Source organism: Pantoea sp. X-Soil-OKNW-556 (genome assembly GCF_059730695.1).
In genome coordinates, this window is record NZ_AP035990.1 from 1,587,402 (window position 1) to 1,601,745 (window position 14,344).

The 14,344-nt window shown below is 51.5% G+C and carries 15 protein-coding genes and 3 tRNA genes; 10 read left to right on the forward strand and 8 right to left on the reverse strand.

The genetic code is table 11. The annotated features are described in order from the left end of the window. Positions 1 to 33: 33 nt before the first annotated feature. Both rutB and rutA read right to left on the reverse strand, forming a co-directional pair. Positions 34 to 744 (reverse strand): pyrimidine utilization protein B, encoded by a 711-nt coding sequence (gene rutB / locus AC6I8T_RS07245; RefSeq protein WP_021182665.1) that lies wholly within the window; start codon positions 742 to 744, stop codon positions 34 to 36. Beyond that, a complete protein-coding gene (gene rutA / locus AC6I8T_RS07250; RefSeq protein WP_021182666.1) occupies positions 744 to 1,835 on the reverse strand; it encodes a pyrimidine utilization protein A in 1,092 nt (363 codons plus the stop codon). Before rutA ends, rutB begins: the two co-directional genes overlap by 1 nt. Positions 1,836 to 2,141: 306 nt before the next feature. Here rutA and rutR point away from each other — a divergent pair, with 306 nt between their 5' ends. Further along, positions 2,142 to 2,777, forward strand: a complete 636-nt coding sequence (gene rutR, locus AC6I8T_RS07255; protein WP_021182667.1) for an HTH-type transcriptional regulator RutR — start codon at positions 2,142 to 2,144, stop codon at positions 2,775 to 2,777. A gap of 82 nt (positions 2,778 to 2,859) precedes the next feature. Here rutR and cycA read toward each other — a convergent pair whose 3' ends face one another. Beyond that, positions 2,860 to 4,251, reverse strand: a complete 1,392-nt coding sequence (cycA, locus tag AC6I8T_RS07260) for a D-serine/D-alanine/glycine transporter (RefSeq protein ID WP_497833640.1) — start codon at positions 4,249 to 4,251, stop codon at positions 2,860 to 2,862. 285 nt (positions 4,252 to 4,536) lie between these two features. Here cycA and AC6I8T_RS07265 point away from each other — a divergent pair, with 285 nt between their 5' ends. Then, positions 4,537 to 5,235 (forward strand): extensin-like domain-containing protein, encoded by a 699-nt coding sequence (locus AC6I8T_RS07265; RefSeq protein ID WP_208725161.1) that lies wholly within the window; start codon positions 4,537 to 4,539, stop codon positions 5,233 to 5,235. Positions 5,236 to 5,237: 2 nt separating this feature from the next. On the opposite strand, the gene AC6I8T_RS07270 is transcribed toward AC6I8T_RS07265, so the two are convergent. Then, positions 5,238 to 5,912, reverse strand: a complete 675-nt coding sequence (locus AC6I8T_RS07270) for a DUF4396 domain-containing protein (protein ID WP_021182670.1) — start codon at positions 5,910 to 5,912, stop codon at positions 5,238 to 5,240. A 564-nt stretch (positions 5,913 to 6,476) separates the two neighbouring features. On the opposite strand from AC6I8T_RS07270, the gene AC6I8T_RS07275 reads away from it, so the two are divergent. Both AC6I8T_RS07275 and AC6I8T_RS07280 read left to right on the forward strand, forming a co-directional pair. Then, complete coding sequence (locus AC6I8T_RS07275) at positions 6,477 to 7,199, forward strand: autoinducer binding domain-containing protein (protein ID WP_021182671.1); 723 nt, start codon at positions 6,477 to 6,479, stop codon at positions 7,197 to 7,199. Positions 7,200 to 7,323: 124 nt separating this feature from the next. Beyond that, a complete protein-coding gene (locus AC6I8T_RS07280; protein WP_497834280.1) occupies positions 7,324 to 7,935 on the forward strand; it encodes an acyl-homoserine-lactone synthase in 612 nt (203 codons plus the stop codon). A 33-nt stretch (positions 7,936 to 7,968) separates the two neighbouring features. Here AC6I8T_RS07280 and AC6I8T_RS07285 read toward each other — a convergent pair whose 3' ends face one another. Further along, entirely contained in the window at positions 7,969 to 8,193 is a 225-nt protein-coding gene (locus AC6I8T_RS07285; protein WP_013508585.1) for a DUF2594 family protein, read from the reverse strand. A 429-nt stretch (positions 8,194 to 8,622) separates the two neighbouring features. On the opposite strand from AC6I8T_RS07285, the gene uvrY reads away from it, so the two are divergent. The 6 genes from uvrY to AC6I8T_RS07315 all read left to right on the forward strand — a co-directional run bounded on the left by uvrY (position 8,623) and on the right by AC6I8T_RS07315 (position 12,167). Further along, positions 8,623 to 9,282, forward strand: a complete 660-nt coding sequence (gene uvrY / locus AC6I8T_RS07290; protein ID WP_013508586.1) for a UvrY/SirA/GacA family response regulator transcription factor — start codon at positions 8,623 to 8,625, stop codon at positions 9,280 to 9,282. Then, on the forward strand, positions 9,275 to 11,107 hold the full coding sequence (uvrC, locus tag AC6I8T_RS07295) for an excinuclease ABC subunit UvrC (protein WP_021182673.1): 1,833 nt from the start codon (positions 9,275 to 9,277) through the stop codon (positions 11,105 to 11,107). The genes uvrY and uvrC overlap by 8 nt, the downstream gene beginning before the upstream one ends. A 68-nt stretch (positions 11,108 to 11,175) precedes the next feature. Further along, positions 11,176 to 11,724: a CDP-diacylglycerol--glycerol-3-phosphate 3-phosphatidyltransferase gene (pgsA, locus tag AC6I8T_RS07300; RefSeq protein ID WP_208725162.1), complete on the forward strand. Its 549-nt coding sequence runs from the start codon at positions 11,176 to 11,178 to the stop codon at positions 11,722 to 11,724. A gap of 150 nt (positions 11,725 to 11,874) precedes the next feature. After that, positions 11,875 to 11,950: transfer RNA gene (locus AC6I8T_RS07305), tRNA-Gly, on the forward strand. A 45-nt stretch (positions 11,951 to 11,995) separates the two neighbouring features. After that, positions 11,996 to 12,069: transfer RNA gene (locus tag AC6I8T_RS07310), tRNA-Cys, on the forward strand. An 11-nt stretch (positions 12,070 to 12,080) separates the two neighbouring features. Continuing rightward, positions 12,081 to 12,167, forward strand: a tRNA-Leu gene (locus AC6I8T_RS07315). A gap of 211 nt (positions 12,168 to 12,378) precedes the next feature. Here AC6I8T_RS07315 and AC6I8T_RS07320 read toward each other — a convergent pair. From AC6I8T_RS07320 to AC6I8T_RS07330, 3 genes are all read right to left on the reverse strand, one after another. After that, complete coding sequence (locus AC6I8T_RS07320) at positions 12,379 to 12,597, reverse strand: ogr/Delta-like zinc finger family protein (protein WP_497833641.1); 219 nt, start codon at positions 12,595 to 12,597, stop codon at positions 12,379 to 12,381. A gap of 82 nt (positions 12,598 to 12,679) precedes the next feature. Next, complete coding sequence (locus AC6I8T_RS07325) at positions 12,680 to 13,840, reverse strand: phage late control D family protein (RefSeq protein WP_497833642.1); 1,161 nt, start codon at positions 13,838 to 13,840, stop codon at positions 12,680 to 12,682. After that, positions 13,837 to 14,343 carry a phage tail protein gene (locus AC6I8T_RS07330; protein WP_497833643.1) on the reverse strand — a complete coding sequence of 169 codons (507 nt, stop codon included), beginning with the start codon at positions 14,341 to 14,343 and terminating at the stop codon, positions 13,837 to 13,839. Before AC6I8T_RS07330 ends, AC6I8T_RS07325 begins: the two co-directional genes overlap by 4 nt. Between the last annotated feature and the right edge of the window lies 1 nt (position 14,344).

Sequence of the window (14,344 nt, forward strand, 5' to 3'; positions counted from 1 at the left end):
TCGTTGTTTTTGCAGGTGAAAATTATCGGGATATCAGGCTTTTAATGCTTCACAGAACGTCTCGGTATCACTGACCCAACCGAAAAACGTTTCGATATTAAAGATGGCTGCCTGCTGGGCGAAGGGCGGGCCAGCCTGATAGGTAGCGTCTTCCAGCACGACGCCAAAATATTCCAGGAAGAAGCCATCTCGCAGCGTCGATTCCACGCAGACATTGGTGGCGATGCCGGTAAACACCAGATGGCGAATGCCACGGCTGCGCAGCATGCTGTCGAGCGGGGTATTGAAAAAGCCGCTGTAGCGCGGTTTAGGCAGCACGATATCACCGGGTTGCGGCACCAGTTCATCCACCAGCGCATAATCCCAGCCGCCTTTCGCCAACAACGTGCCCTGCAATTCCGGGCGTTTACGCATGGTTTTTAACGCATTGGATTTGTGAAAGTTGGGTGAACCGGCATCGCCCGCTTCGACATATTGGTTATCCCAGCCATTCTGAAACCAGATGATCTGGATGCCTGCTGCTCGGGCAGCGGTCACCGCCTGGTGAATTTTGGCGATCACCGGTTTAGTGGCGGAGACATCAAAACCCGCCAAATCGAGGTAGCCGCCTTCGGTGGCATAGGCGTTCTGCATATCCACCACAATCAACGCGCTCTGCGCAGGGGGGAAGGCGATCGCTTCCGGGCGGGCTGGCAAGGTGACCTGCGGTAAAGTCGAGGTATGGGCGCAAACAACGGTATTCATCAGGCAACCTCCTTCTGCGATTCAATCAAAGCATGACGGCACTGCATCAAGGGCTGAATAAATTGACCAAACTCTTCGATTCCTTGCAGGAAATCGTCAAAAGTCAGCAGCACACCCTGGGTTCCTTCTACCTCTGCAACTTCATCCAACATTCGTGCCACGTTGGCATAAGAACCGACCAGCGTGCCCATATTGATATTCACCGCAGAGGTGGGATCGGCCATCTGGCGCACGTTGGTATCACTGCCGGATTTCGTGTCCTGCTGGCTTTGCGTGGTCAGCCAGGCGAGGGCCTCTTCATCAGCCCCGGCTTTGTAGTGCTCCCATTTGGCGCGTGCGGCTTCATCCGTTTCTGCGGCGATGATCATAAACAGCACATAGGAACCGACATCGCGGCCTGCCTGGTCGGCAGCCTGTTTCATGCGTGCGGCCGTCGGGGCGAAGGCGGTTGGCGTGTTAACACCTTTGCCGAAGCAGAAGTTGTAGTCAGCGTGCTGGGCAGAAAACGCCATCCCGGCATCGCTTTGTCCCGCGCAAATCACCTTCATCGGTTTTTGCGGCTGCGGGCTGAGGCGGCAGTCATTCATGGTGAAAAACTCACCTTTAAAATCACTCTGGCCATTGCCCCATAAATCTCGCAGCACGGTGACGTATTCGGTGAGGTATTGGTAACGACTGGCGAAGTAGTCATCACCGGGCCACAGGCCCATTTGCTCATACTCTGGCTTTTGCCAGCCGGTCACGAGGTTGACGCCAAAGCGGCCATTGGAGATTGAGTCGATGGTCGAGGCCATGCGCGCCACAATCGCCGGTGGCAGCGTCAGGGTGGCGGCGGTGGCATAGATTTCAATACGCGAAGTCACCGCCGCCAGTCCGGCCATCAGGGTGAAGGATTCGAGGTTATGGTCCCAGAACTCGGTTTTACCGCCGAAGCCGCGCAGTTTGATCATCGAAAGCGCGAAGTCGAAATGGTAGTGCTCCGCTTTCTGCACAATCGCTTTGTTCAGCTCAAAAGTCGGCTTGTACTGGGGGGCATGGGTGGAGATTAACCAGCCATTGTTACCAATCGGGATAAAGACGCCAATTTTCATGTGAAACCTCTCAGCAAAGAACGGGGGTTGTTTCACGCGCTGCGTTGCGTCCTGCTTGCTCCCTGCCGGCGGCGCTCGTTCACAAAATTGCAAAGCCTGTGCCACATTTTTAAATGCCATATATAACAATGTGTTAAAAATGACGCTTAAGATAAATTGGATTGAGTGGTCCGTTTTGGACCATCCGGTCAAAACAATCTGCACATTTTTCATGCGTGAGTGGTCAAAAAAGGTGCAGGGTCATTATTAGGCAGGAGCGGAGGCCTTTGTTATGATGCCTCTACGCAGGATGGATGAGGTAACAGTGTGAAAAGCGATGAAAAAAAGCCCACGCGTCGGTCACGCGCGGTTGCGGCAAAACGGGCGGCGATTCTTGAAGCGGCGCTGACCTTCTTTTCGCAATACGGTATTCATGGCACCAGTCTCGATAAAGTGGCCGAGCGTGCCGATGTGTCAAAAACCAATCTGCTTTATTACTATCCCTCAAAAGAAGCCCTCTATATTGCGGTACTGAAAGAGATTCTGGATGTCTGGCTGGCTCCGCTGCGCGCACTGCGCCACGATCAGGAGCCACTGACCGCGATCCGCCGCTATATCCGCCTGAAACTGGAAGTCTCACGCGACCACCCTCAGGCGTCACGCCTGTTCTGCCTGGAGATGTTACAAGGTGCTCCTCTGCTGAAAGGTGAACTGGCGGGCGATTTGAAAACGCTGGTGGATGAAAAGGCGGCGATCATTGAACAGTGGATCGCGGAAGGACGGTTGGCGGGCGTACGGCCACAGCATCTGTTTTTTCTGCTGTGGGCAACCACCCAGCATTACGCCGATTTCGCCTCGCAGGTTGAGGCTATCACCGGGCAGACGCTGAATGATCCCGCGTTCTTTGAGCAGACCGTCGATAACGTGCAGCGCATGATCATAGAAGGTATCCGCGTGCGTTAAACCGGAGAGGGCACTGAGGACGTTGCAGGAAAGATGATTAAAATTAAGGCCCGATGATCGGGCCTTAATTTTTTCAGGGATATCAGGCTTTACGACGACGCAGTAACCAGCCCATGGTCAGGATGACAAACCACAACGGCGTTACCATCAACGCCTGACGGGTATCCTCCTGGAGGGTCAGCAACACCAGTACAAAGGCGAAGAATGCCATACACACCCAACACATGAATTTGCCCAGCGGCATTTTAAAGGCAGATTCAGCGTGACGTTGTGGATGTTGTTTACGGTAAGCCAGATAGCTACACAGAATGATGGTCCAGACAAACATAAACAGAATCGCTGACACCGTGGTCACCAGTGTGAACACCGTCATCACATCCGGAATCAGATAAATCAACGCGACGCCACCAAGCAGGCACAGGCAGGAAAAGAACAGGCCGGTGGTCGGTACAGCGCGAGCGGATAAACGTCCAAATGCCTTATGCGCAACCCCTTGTTCTGCCAGGCCAAACAACATCCGGCTGGTGGAAAAGATGCCGCTGTTAGCGGAGGAGGCAGCTGACGTCAGCACCACAAAGTTGACGATGCTGGCGGCGGCAGGCAGGCCGATCAGAACAAACATTTCTACGAACGGGCTGCGGTCGGCCAGTACCTGGTTCCAGGGTGTTACCGCCATAATCACCATCAGCGCCAACACGTAAAACATAATCACGCGCAGCGGAATCGCATTGATGGCGCGGGGCAATACTTTGTGGGGATCATGGGTTTCCGCCGCAGCCGTACCCACCAGTTCAATGCCGACAAAGGCAAAAACCGCAATCTGGAAACCGGCAAAGAAGCCGCTCAAGCCTTTTGGAAACATGCCACCATGATCCCAGATATTGCTCAGTGAGGCAGTGCCGCCACCAGGGGAGGGATAGTGCATGGCGATCAGCACCACACCGGTGATGATCAACGCAACGATAGCGACAATTTTGATGATGGCGAACCAGAACTCCATTTCACCAAACAGTTTCACGGTGGCGATATTCAGCGTCAGAAAAACGAAGACGCAGAGCAGGGCACTCATCCAGATCGAGAAGTCAGGGAACCAGAGCTGAAAATAGGCACTGATGGCGACCACATCGGCGATGCCGGTAACCACCCAACAGAACCAGTAGGTCCAGCCGGTGAAATACCCGGCCCAGGGGCCAAGCAGGTCGGCGGCAAAATCACTGAAGGATTTATATTCCAGGTTGGAGAGCAGTAGCTCACCCATTGCACGCATCACAAAGAACAGCATAAATCCGATGATCATATAGACGAAAATGATCGAGGGGCCGGCGAGGCTGATGGTTTTACCTGAGCCCATAAATAATCCGGTACCGATGGCTCCGCCAATGGCGATCAACTGAATATGGCGATTGTGCAGATTTCGTTGCAGCTTGTCGGGCTGCTCAGCGCTAAGCAGCGCCTCTTTAGATTGGTCAACCATAAAGATTTCTTTCCTGTCTTGATGTCGTGTCAGCTCTGCTGGCTGTTAGATAACGTGCTGTTGCACGTTGTGAGATGGCATAAGATAGTGGAACAGCAGCAACTTTCGGTAATTGTTTTTTAACAACTGTGACCTTTTACGCGCTTTGCTCTGTCAGTAAATATTTACACAGTACAATCTTCCGTCAGTATGGGTAAAAAGTCAGCAGTTTCAGTGCGTATCGTCCATTCCTCCTGCTATGAGCAGCTACCTTTGTGATACTCGCGGTATGACCAGAGGGGTGTTATGCGCATATTGCTAATGATTATTTTGTTGGTGCTTGCTGGCTGGTGGAGTCTGCCGTGGTTGCTACAGCATCTGCCGCCGGGCTGGAATCCCTTTACCCCGCTAGCCGTGACCGATCCACCGGGTTGGTTGACGCGTTACAAAATCAAACGACTGGCAGGTGATCCTGCTGCTTGTCTGGATGTGATGCGCCGGGCGCAGCGGAGTGGCAAGGTGCAGTTCAGTGAGGAACCCACACGGCAAGGGGCATGCCCGCTGGCGCAGCCACTGCGTGTTAGCAGTTTTGGTGCGGTGATGCTCAGCAGCAGTTTTCTCGCCAGCTGCCCACTGGCAGTGGCAAGTACGATGTATGTAGTGCAAAGCCAGGCGGAGTTACAACAGGCAGGGATCAACAGTCCATTGCAGCGTATTGCGCATGTTGGCAGTTATGCCTGTCGCAATATTTATCATCGTCAGGAGGGACGTTTAAGCGAGCATGCGACGGCAGATGCCTGGGATATTACGGGATTTCAACTGGCGAACGGACGTTGGTTACGGGTGGAGAAGCACTGGCAACAGCCGCAGGACGCCTCAGCCGCATTACATGCGCTATGGCAGAATGGTTGTGCCAACTTCGGCAATGCGCTTGGCCCTGATTACAATGCCGCGCATGCCAGCCATTTTCATTTTGGCATGCGCGGAAGCGGCTATTGTCGCTGAGTTTACACCGCGGGATTCAATCCACGTTTAATCAGGAAGTGGTTAGCCGGCCAGGAAAACAGAAAGCCAATCATCATGGCAAGTTGCAACATAAACCAGAAGCCGACCAACAGTGGATTGATTTGCTGATTTAGCACAAATTTCAGCGCCAATCCCATAAAGAGAAAGATACCTAATTGATAAATCAACAAGGGAAAGACTTCAGTTTTCAGGGCTAATAATAACGCACGGCCAAATGAACGTTTTTCACGTTGTCGAATTGCCAGAAATTGAAAAAATAAGCCCATCAATAACGAAATCCCAACGCAAATAATTGCCTCAAGCCACAATGCCGGATTAATGGCGAACTGATTTAGTAAGGTGATTATCGGGATTGTCATTATATTGCCAAATATACAGGCTGCGGCTGACAAGGAAGTCGAAATAAAGATGGTTTGCCAGCCTGCGTTGCGATGTAATTTTTGAGGAACCAGCAGGGCAAGTTTTACCTGGCGGGAAGGTTTTCTTCCCAGATACCACCAGGCCAGCCAACCAACGAAAGGCATATATAGCCCGGTTAATGGCCAAATGATATTCATCACCGCGACCGGGTGAGGGTGGCGGAAGAGGTCTTTTAAAATCATCAGGGCGGTGCAGCCACCCAGAACAAGGAAAGGTAATGCCAACTGGTTCAACATAGTCAGTCCCGCTTAGCTTCTCGAATACGCGCGACAATGCGGTCAGCCCGGCTGCGGCATTGTCTTCCCCTGCAAATCACCGTTGCGTGCTACGCTGCTCACAGCTAAAGAGTAGCCGGAAACGTGCCTGACTGGAATCACTGCGAGGGGTGAAAAAGCCACCACATGGCAGAAATAAATGGGATTAAGAATAAAGTGATGGGGAAATGTGGCATAAAATAACCGAGAGATTAAGGTTAAAACACTGTAAACAATCGATTTCAGTTAATGACGATGCTCAACGCTTATCACAGTATTGAAAATTTTCAATGAATGGGGATATTGAAACAACATCAGAAAAATCCTATTCTAAACCTCCGTCGCATTAAAAGTTGTGATGGTGTTAACAAAGATTTGAAAGCTCAATCCATTCCATTGTGGTAACACATTGAGCGCCGGATGTTTAAGATTGCGGCGGGTGGTTGGATCTCTTTCAATCAATATTTTTTCTCTAGTTAATTTAATTTTTGTGTTAACCGGACCGAATAACAAGGCGCAAGAGCGTTGCAAGACGCTGAGGCAATAATGACGACCGATAATTATTTCGTCTGGCGAGGCGAGACCGAAATTCAATTTCAGGCGGTGACGGCCGTGATGCAATTGAAACCGCTTTTACAGAAACACGTTGAAAACTTGGGTTTTGATCACTTTGCTTTTTTGATCCAGCATCCGGTGCCCTTTACCCGGCCACGACTTTTTTTGTTCAGCACGTATCCGGAAAACTGGGTTAAACACTACGAAAGTGAGAACTATTTTGCCGTCGATCCGGTGCTGCTACTTTGTCAGCAGCCAGGACGTGGGGTGGAGTGGACGCGCGATTTGTTTACCGGTGCGGGTAATTTATGGGCAGAAGCGAACGCTTACGGCCTCTTGAGTGGATTTTCCTGCTCGGCAATGGCATCAAATCGTGCCATTGGTATATTATCTATTGCATCTAAGCAACAGAGTAAGACCCAGCACTTACGTGTTGAGCTGGAAGTGAAACTACACTTTCTGGCGGAACTGAGCCTGCGTGTCCTGGAACGCCTCAACGATAACGCTATGGTGATTTTATCTAATGATTTCAGTCAGAGGGAGCTGGAAATTTTGAAATGGACGGCAGAAGGGAAAACCTCTGCGGAAATTTCACTTATTTTAGCGATTTCAGAACACACGGTGAACTTCCACCAAAAGAATATGCAAAAGCGCTTTAATGTTTCCAATAAAACGCAAATTGCCTGTTATGCCGCAGCAATTGGACTGATATAGCAAAAAGGCAACTACTAATTTTAGTAGTTCCCAGCCTGAAGCCAGTTGTCTACCCTGCGCCGGAACTTTGCCAGGCTGGCGCACATAAAAATCATTGCAAACATGGGGATGTCAGGGGCGCATGATGAAAATAATTCAAACCCAGTTAAAGGATATGCCGTCCTCTCTGCTGGCCGAATTGGGAACCTATCGCTACAGCGTATTTGCGCGCGGTGAAGGCTGGTCAATTCCACCCCGCTTGAGCACCCCGGGCCAGGAGTATGATCGTTTCGATCGCTCAGACGTGACCTGGATGATTGCCTGGAACGCGCGGCAGGGCATTTGTGGTTGTGCGCGTTTAATGCCGTGGCAAGAACCCGAAATGACCGAGGGGTTAATTTTGCCTTTTAGTCATGAAAAAGTTTGGGAGATGTCGCGTTTTTCCGCCCGACTGGAAGTGGATGCAGAGTTGCCCCTAAATATCCTCTGGCATTCGGTTCAGCTCGCTGAATTGAGCGGGATCGAGTTTCTTATCAGTTCCGCTACGCCGATGTTGGAGAAAATGTTTGAGCAACATCGGGTGGTCTATGAACCGTTGTCGCCGGGGCTGATTCAGTCTGAGGACAACCTGTTCGCCATTCGTATTCCGGTTCAGCAACCGGCGCTGGCTGAAAAGTACCGGGGTACACGTCGCTTCAGCCCTGAAGAGGTGCTGCCAACATTGGGCGTGTCCGTTAACTGGCAGTCGCACGGTTAAATCTCCCCGCGCATCAGGCGCGGGGCAGACCGCTTACTGGCGGTAGGCGGTTTTGATTTGGCGAATGGTGTTGCTGAACACTTCAGCCTGCGGTTTTTCCCCTAACGTTTGCACATAACGTTCCATATTGATGATCACTTTTCCGGCATCAGCCTGGCCCATCCCTTTCAGAATCAGTGTCACCATCATTTTCAGACAGGCGACTTCATCCGCCAGCTTCTGCGTTTCCTGCGAAGTTGCAAAGTCTTCATCACTCATAATTGACTCCCTGGTTGTGTTGCATGGTCTTGACACATTCTTCCTGTGCACGAAAAACAGAGTATATCATAGGGTTGTCAAAAGAATTTATTAGCACTGAAATCAGAAATTCATGTCAGAAATGGAATGAGAAATTGCTGTATTTATCGTCAATAAATAATGACGGAAGCGATTATTTATTTAAAGCAGGGCGTGGAAAAAGCGAAGCGACGCATAAATTATAACATAATGATATTAGTCATTATTTTACTTTTTTATTCTCGCATGATATCGCTGATGACTAAAAATACGTGGTCCTTAACATCTATTTGATGTGTGTCATTTCAACCAGGATTTATCTCCCCAGACGATGTTTTTTCACCGGAAAACCCGGTAAGATAAGCCTCCTGAAATATATTCCCCCATCACTAACCTGCGGAGTACGTCCCGTTGATCAGCTTGCTTCTTGTTGATGACCATGAACTGGTACGCGTTGGTATTCGTCGCATACTGGAAGATATGAAGGGATTGGTAATTGCCGGGGAAGTGGCTTGTGGTGAGGATGCGGTGAAGTGGTGCCGTAACAATCCGGTGGACGTCGTGCTGATGGATATGAACATGCCTGGCATTGGCGGTCTGGAAGCTACGCGTAAGATCATGCGTTACAACCCGGATATCCGCATTATCATGCTGACCATCCATACGGAGAATCCGCTGCCAGCGAAAGTCATGCAGGCCGGTGCTGCGGGTTACCTGAGTAAGGGAGCCGCGCCACAGGAAGTTGTCAGCGCTATTCGTTCAGTACATGCAGGGCAGCGCTATATTGCTTCTGATATTGCTCAGCAGATGGCGCTCAGCCAGATTGAGCCGCAGAAAGCCGAATCGCCCTTCAGTTGTTTGTCTGAAAGGGAATTGCAGATTATGCTGATGATCACGCGTGGGCAGAAAGTGACGGAGATTTCCGAACAGCTTAGCCTCAGCCCGAAAACCGTTAACAGCTACCGTTATCGTATGTTCAGCAAGCTGAACATCAGTGGCGATGTGGAGTTAACGCATCTGGCCATACGACATGGCCTGTTTAATGCGGAGCCGTTAATCAGTAGTGAGTGACGTTTTTAATTCAAAAGCCTTTCTCAGCACCGTGACCAGTCAGCCCGGCGTCTATCGTATGTATGACGCGACAGGCACGGTGATCTATGTTGGTAAAGCCAAAGACCTCAAAAAACGCCTTAGCAGCTATTTCCGTACACAGGTGGGGAGTCGCAAAACCGAAGCGCTGGTCAGTAACATTCAGCAAATCGATGTCACTGTGACGCACACCGAGACGGAAGCGCTGTTGCTGGAGCATAACTACATCAAGCTTTACCAGCCGCGTTACAACGTGCTGTTGCGTGATGACAAATCTTATCCTTACATCTTTCTCAGCGGCGATAGCCATCCACGACTGGCGATGCATCGTGGGGCGAAACATGCCAAAGGTGAATACTTTGGCCCGTTTCCCAACGGCTATGCCGTGCGTGAAACCCTGGCGCTGTTGCAGAAAGTGTTCCCGATTCGTCAGTGTGAAAACAGCGTCTACCGCAATCGCTCGCGACCTTGCCTGCAATATCAGATTGGTCGTTGCCTCGGCCCCTGTGTCGCCGGTTTGGTCAGTGAGGAAGAGTATGCCCAGCAAACCGATTATGTGCGGCTGTTCCTGGCGGGCAAAGATGACCAGGTATTAAATCAACTGGTAAAAAGGATGGAGGCTGCCAGTCAGGCGCTGCGTTTTGAGGAAGCGGCACGTTTACGTGATCAAATTCTGGCGGTACGTCGTATCACGGAGAAGCAGTTTGTCTCTAATCAGGGAGATGACCTGGATGTGATGGGCGTCGCCTACGATGCAGGTATGGCCTGTCTGCACGTATTGTTTATTCGTCAGGGTAAAGTGCTGGGAAGCCGCAGTTACTTTCCCAAAGTCCCGGCTGATACTGAACTGGCGGAAGTCGTGCAAACGTTTCTGGGGCAGTTCTATTTGCAAGGCAGTGAGGCACGAACCTTACCGGCAGAGATTTTGCTGGATTTCAGTCTTCCGGATCGCGAATTACTGGCGGAATCGCTCAGTGAAATGGCGGGACGCAAAGTCAATATCCAAAGCAAACCGCGTGGCGACAGGGCTCGCTATCTCAAACTGGCGCGTACTAACGCGGCGACCGCGCTAACAACTCGCTTATCACAGCATTCAACGATTCAGCAGCGTCTGGCGGCTCTGGCGGCGTTCCTGGAACTGGATCAGATCAATCGCATGGAATGCTTCGATATCAGTCACACGATGGGTGAGCAAACCATTGCCTCTTGTGTCGTGTTCGATCGCAACGGCCCGTTACGCAGTGATTATCGGCGTTACAACATTGAAGGCATTACGCCTGGCGATGATTACGCCGCAATGAATCAGGTATTGCGCCGCCGCTACGGTAAGGCGCTAGAAGAAGAGAAAATACCGGATGTGATCCTGATTGATGGTGGTAAAGGACAACTGGCGCAGGCGAAACAGGTGTTTGCCGAGCTGGATGTGCCCTGGGATAAAGATCGTCCGATTCTACTCGGTGTGGCAAAAGGCAGCGATCGTAAAGCGGGTCTGGAAACGCTGTTTTTCGAAGCTGAAGGAGAGGGGGTATCGCTGCCGCCGGACTCACCCGCGCTGCATGTGATTCAACATATTCGTGATGATGCTCACAATCATGCGATCTCGGGTCACCGTAAAAAAAGAGCCAAAGTTAAGAATACCAGCGCACTGGAAAGCATCGAGGGCGTTGGGCCAAAACGGCGTCAGCAGTTGCTTAAGTACATGGGGGGCCTACAGCCGCTGATGAATGCCAGTGTCGAAGAGATTGCCAGGGTGCCGGGCATTTCTTTCGCCCTGGCAGAAAAAATCTACTATTCCCTTAAACACTAACATTGAAACAGGGGGGGCAATGTAGGAACATACGTTAAATTCTACCCATACCAGACAGTTACTGGCATATGCAATTTAACATTCCGACATATCTGACCCTGTTTCGAGTTGTCCTGATTCCTTTCTTTGTGCTGGCATTTTATCTGCCATTTCACTGGGCGCCGTTCGTCACCGCGCTTATTTTTGTGGTCGCTGCGGTCACTGACTGGTTTGATGGTTTCCTGGCACGTCGTTGGAAGCAAACCACACGTTTTGGTGCATTTCTCGATCCTGTGGCAGACAAAGTTATGGTGGCAATCGCGCTGGTGTTAGTGGCGGAGCATTTCCACTCCTGGTGGATAACCTTACCCGCAGCCACCATGATTGCCCGTGAGATCATTATTTCTGCGTTACGTGAGTGGATGGCAGAAATTGGCAAGCGCAGCAGCGTGGCCGTCTCCTGGATCGGCAAAGTCAAAACCACCGCGCAGATGTTGTCTCTGGTCGCGTTGTTGTGGCGACATGATGCCACGGTGATTGGCGTTGGTGTGGTCGCGTTGTATATCGCAGCGGTGCTGACATTCTGGTCAATGTATCAATATTTGAACGCAGCGCGTGGCGATTTGTTCGAACGATGATCGATGCGATTTAAAAAGCAGCAAACGGACGCACTGTGTGGATAATTCTATTGACTCATTGCGCCAGTTCAGTAGAATGCATCGCATCGAACGGCAGCGAGTTTGCTAAAAGCTGAATAAAATCAGTAAGTTTGATAGTAATAAGAATATGCGGGAATAGCTCAGTTGGTAGAGCACGACCTTGCCAAGGTCGGGGTCGCGAGTTCGAGTCTCGTTTCCCGCTCCAGATTTAGCACTCTGTTTCAGTAACGGAATGCACATCAGATTAAAAGGCGCGTTGGCAGAGTGGCCATGCAGCGGATTGCAAATCCGTCCACCTCGGTTCGACTCCGGGACGCGCCTCCACTTTACACCCTGCCCGGGTGGTGAAATCGGTAGACACAAGGGATTTAAAATCCCTCGATCGTAAGGTCGTGCGGGTTCAAGTCCCGCCCCGGGCACCATATTTATCTACCGATAAAAACCGAATAAAATCAAAGCAATAAGCAGTGATGTCGTGACCGCCCAAGGGCGGTTTTTTTGCATTTGTCGTTTCTGTTAATCAGAAAGTGACTACAAAATGACTACATTGCGTCTACGGCTCAATTCTGCCCATATAAAACAAGATAACTGACTTTCAGCTTGATAGAAAAAAGCCCGCTTTCGCGGGCTGGATTAGTGGAGTAGGGAGGGTTGATGTTGTTGGTTGGAGTAAAGGGGTACTTTATTTATCTGACCGGGCGAAACAATGATCCCTGCAACAGACTCAAGCGTTTTGAATGTGCAACTGCAATTAATGTTCTGGCACTGGTGATAACGCTCTTTTGTTTCTTTTGAAACATAGCGGCTGCTTTTGGCGTGGGCTGCGGTCTGGCATAACGGGCAATGCATCATAGTCACGTTACCTGATTAAATTAGAGGTCAGAGAGGGTTCATTACCATTTTGATCATTGAAAGTGGCATTTGCAAACACAATCTAGTCATTTGTGAATAACTCATATTCCACATCACTGAGAAGCACCTCAAAATCGAGCTGTGTGGTGTAGCCGCTGCTGCTCAGGCTGTGCGTCACTTTGCTGATGAGCCACGGCTGCGCATCAATCACCGATTTAAATCCGCTCACTGCAACTGGTGTTTCCGGGTAAAGATCAGCCCGGCCCATTGCCAGCGTGATAGAGAACTCTGCGACACCGCGTTGCAGCTTCTCCCACTTCGCCTTAGCGGCGCGCATGGCCGTGGCTTTACTGGAATACACCGTTGTCAGCGTGAACACGTTATCCTCGCTGCCTGCCAGATAATCCCCCTCTTTCGCCTCCGGTGTTTTCGTGGCTTTAGCCGTGGTCTTTTTCGCGGCCGGGTGCTCCAGTGCACGCAGGTGCTTCTCTTTGGGTTTGCGCTGTAGCTTCACCTTCTTGGGCTTCGGGTCTTTGGTGTGCAGCCAGCTTGCTGATACACCGGTGTAGGCTCCCCGGTCGGCAATGCTGAAGCTGTGCCGGTCGCCATCCTGGCGGGTGATGGTCATCTGCGGGATGGGTTTGCCACTGATGGTGACGCCGTTCCCCGGCCGGATAAACAGCAGCCGCCCGGCCTTCACTGCGGCCACCGCGCCGTAAAGCGTGGCGAGACGCGTCAGAAACTTGGCATCAGTCTCCTGCGTCTGGTCGATATGCGCCACGGCAATGCCCGCAAAGCCATCGGCCAGCAGGGGTTTCAGGCTGTTGCGTCCGGCCACCTGCGTGACGATATCGCCCAGGGTGGTGTCGTGATAGGACACCTCACGGCGTGAATTCAGGGAACCACGAAAATCAGCGCTGCGGGCGCGGATAGTCATGGTATCCGGCGCGCCGTGGTGCTCCACCTCGTCAACGGTAAAACTGCCCTTACCGATAAGCGCCTGGCCTTTCCAGCCGAGAAACAACGTGACCACGGCACCGCGTACCGGCATCGCCAGTTGCCCGTCGGCGTCGTCCAGTTCGATATCGAGCTGGTCAGCTTCGAATCCACGGTTATCGGTCAGCGTGAGCGAAATCAGCCGGTCGCGGATATTGGCGGTCACATCTTTTGAATTCACCGTCAGCATAAAATCAGGCGTCAGGCGCGCCCCGGCCTGCACCGGCAGGCTGCTTATCCCTGTCATCCGGGTAATCCCCCGACAGATGAAACCGCGCTGCTGATGGCCGATGTCACCTGACCGGGCAGATTGCTGATGCCGCTGATTAAGCCGTCAGCCTGCTGTTTCAGGTCGCCAAACATCGACGTCAGGGACTCATCCACGCGCTTCAGGCTCAGGGTAAACATGATTTTACTGGCCGTGCCGTTGCTGAAAAACTCGCTGTGCGTGTTGGAAATGTTCTCGATCACGTACATGCCGTAAATCATGCCGTTACCGCCAATCAGCGGCCACGCCATCCCCTGATCGGCCAGCAGGCGAATCGTCATCAGGGAAATGGCCCCGCCCGTAATCTCCGGTCGCAACTCCCCCGACAGCGTGATTTTCTCATCACCCGGCCCGATAAACTGCGCCGCCGGGCGCAGACCAAAACGGCTGTTGGTCGGCCAGCGGTAATCGATATTCTGCTGCATCTCGCCGTAAGGCAGCGTCTGGCGCATAAACGGCATCATGCCGTAAATCATCATCACC

Bases quoted from the DNA above. Each gene is read 5' to 3' on its own strand.
- rutB (WP_021182665.1), bottom strand. From the start codon at position 744: ATGAATACCGTTGTTTGCGCCCATACCTCGACTTTACCGCAGGTCACC.
- rutA (WP_021182666.1), bottom strand. From the start codon at position 1,835: ATGAAAATTGGCGTCTTTATCCCGATTGGTAACAATGGCTGGTTAATC.
- cycA (WP_497833640.1), bottom strand. From the start codon at position 4,251: ATGGTTGACCAATCTAAAGAGGCGCTGCTTAGCGCTGAGCAGCCCGAC.
- AC6I8T_RS07265 (WP_208725161.1), top strand. From the start codon at position 4,537: ATGCGCATATTGCTAATGATTATTTTGTTGGTGCTTGCTGGCTGGTGG.
- AC6I8T_RS07270 (WP_021182670.1), bottom strand. From the start codon at position 5,912: ATGTTGAACCAGTTGGCATTACCTTTCCTTGTTCTGGGTGGCTGCACC.
- AC6I8T_RS07275 (WP_021182671.1), top strand. From the start codon at position 6,477: ATGACGACCGATAATTATTTCGTCTGGCGAGGCGAGACCGAAATTCAA.
- AC6I8T_RS07280 (WP_497834280.1), top strand. From the start codon at position 7,324: ATGAAAATAATTCAAACCCAGTTAAAGGATATGCCGTCCTCTCTGCTG.
- AC6I8T_RS07285 (WP_013508585.1), bottom strand. From the start codon at position 8,193: ATGAGTGATGAAGACTTTGCAACTTCGCAGGAAACGCAGAAGCTGGCG.
- pgsA (WP_208725162.1), top strand. From the start codon at position 11,176: ATGCAATTTAACATTCCGACATATCTGACCCTGTTTCGAGTTGTCCTG.
- AC6I8T_RS07320 (WP_497833641.1), bottom strand. From the start codon at position 12,597: ATGATGCATTGCCCGTTATGCCAGACCGCAGCCCACGCCAAAAGCAGC.
- AC6I8T_RS07325 (WP_497833642.1), bottom strand. From the start codon at position 13,840: ATGACAGGGATAAGCAGCCTGCCGGTGCAGGCCGGGGCGCGCCTGACG.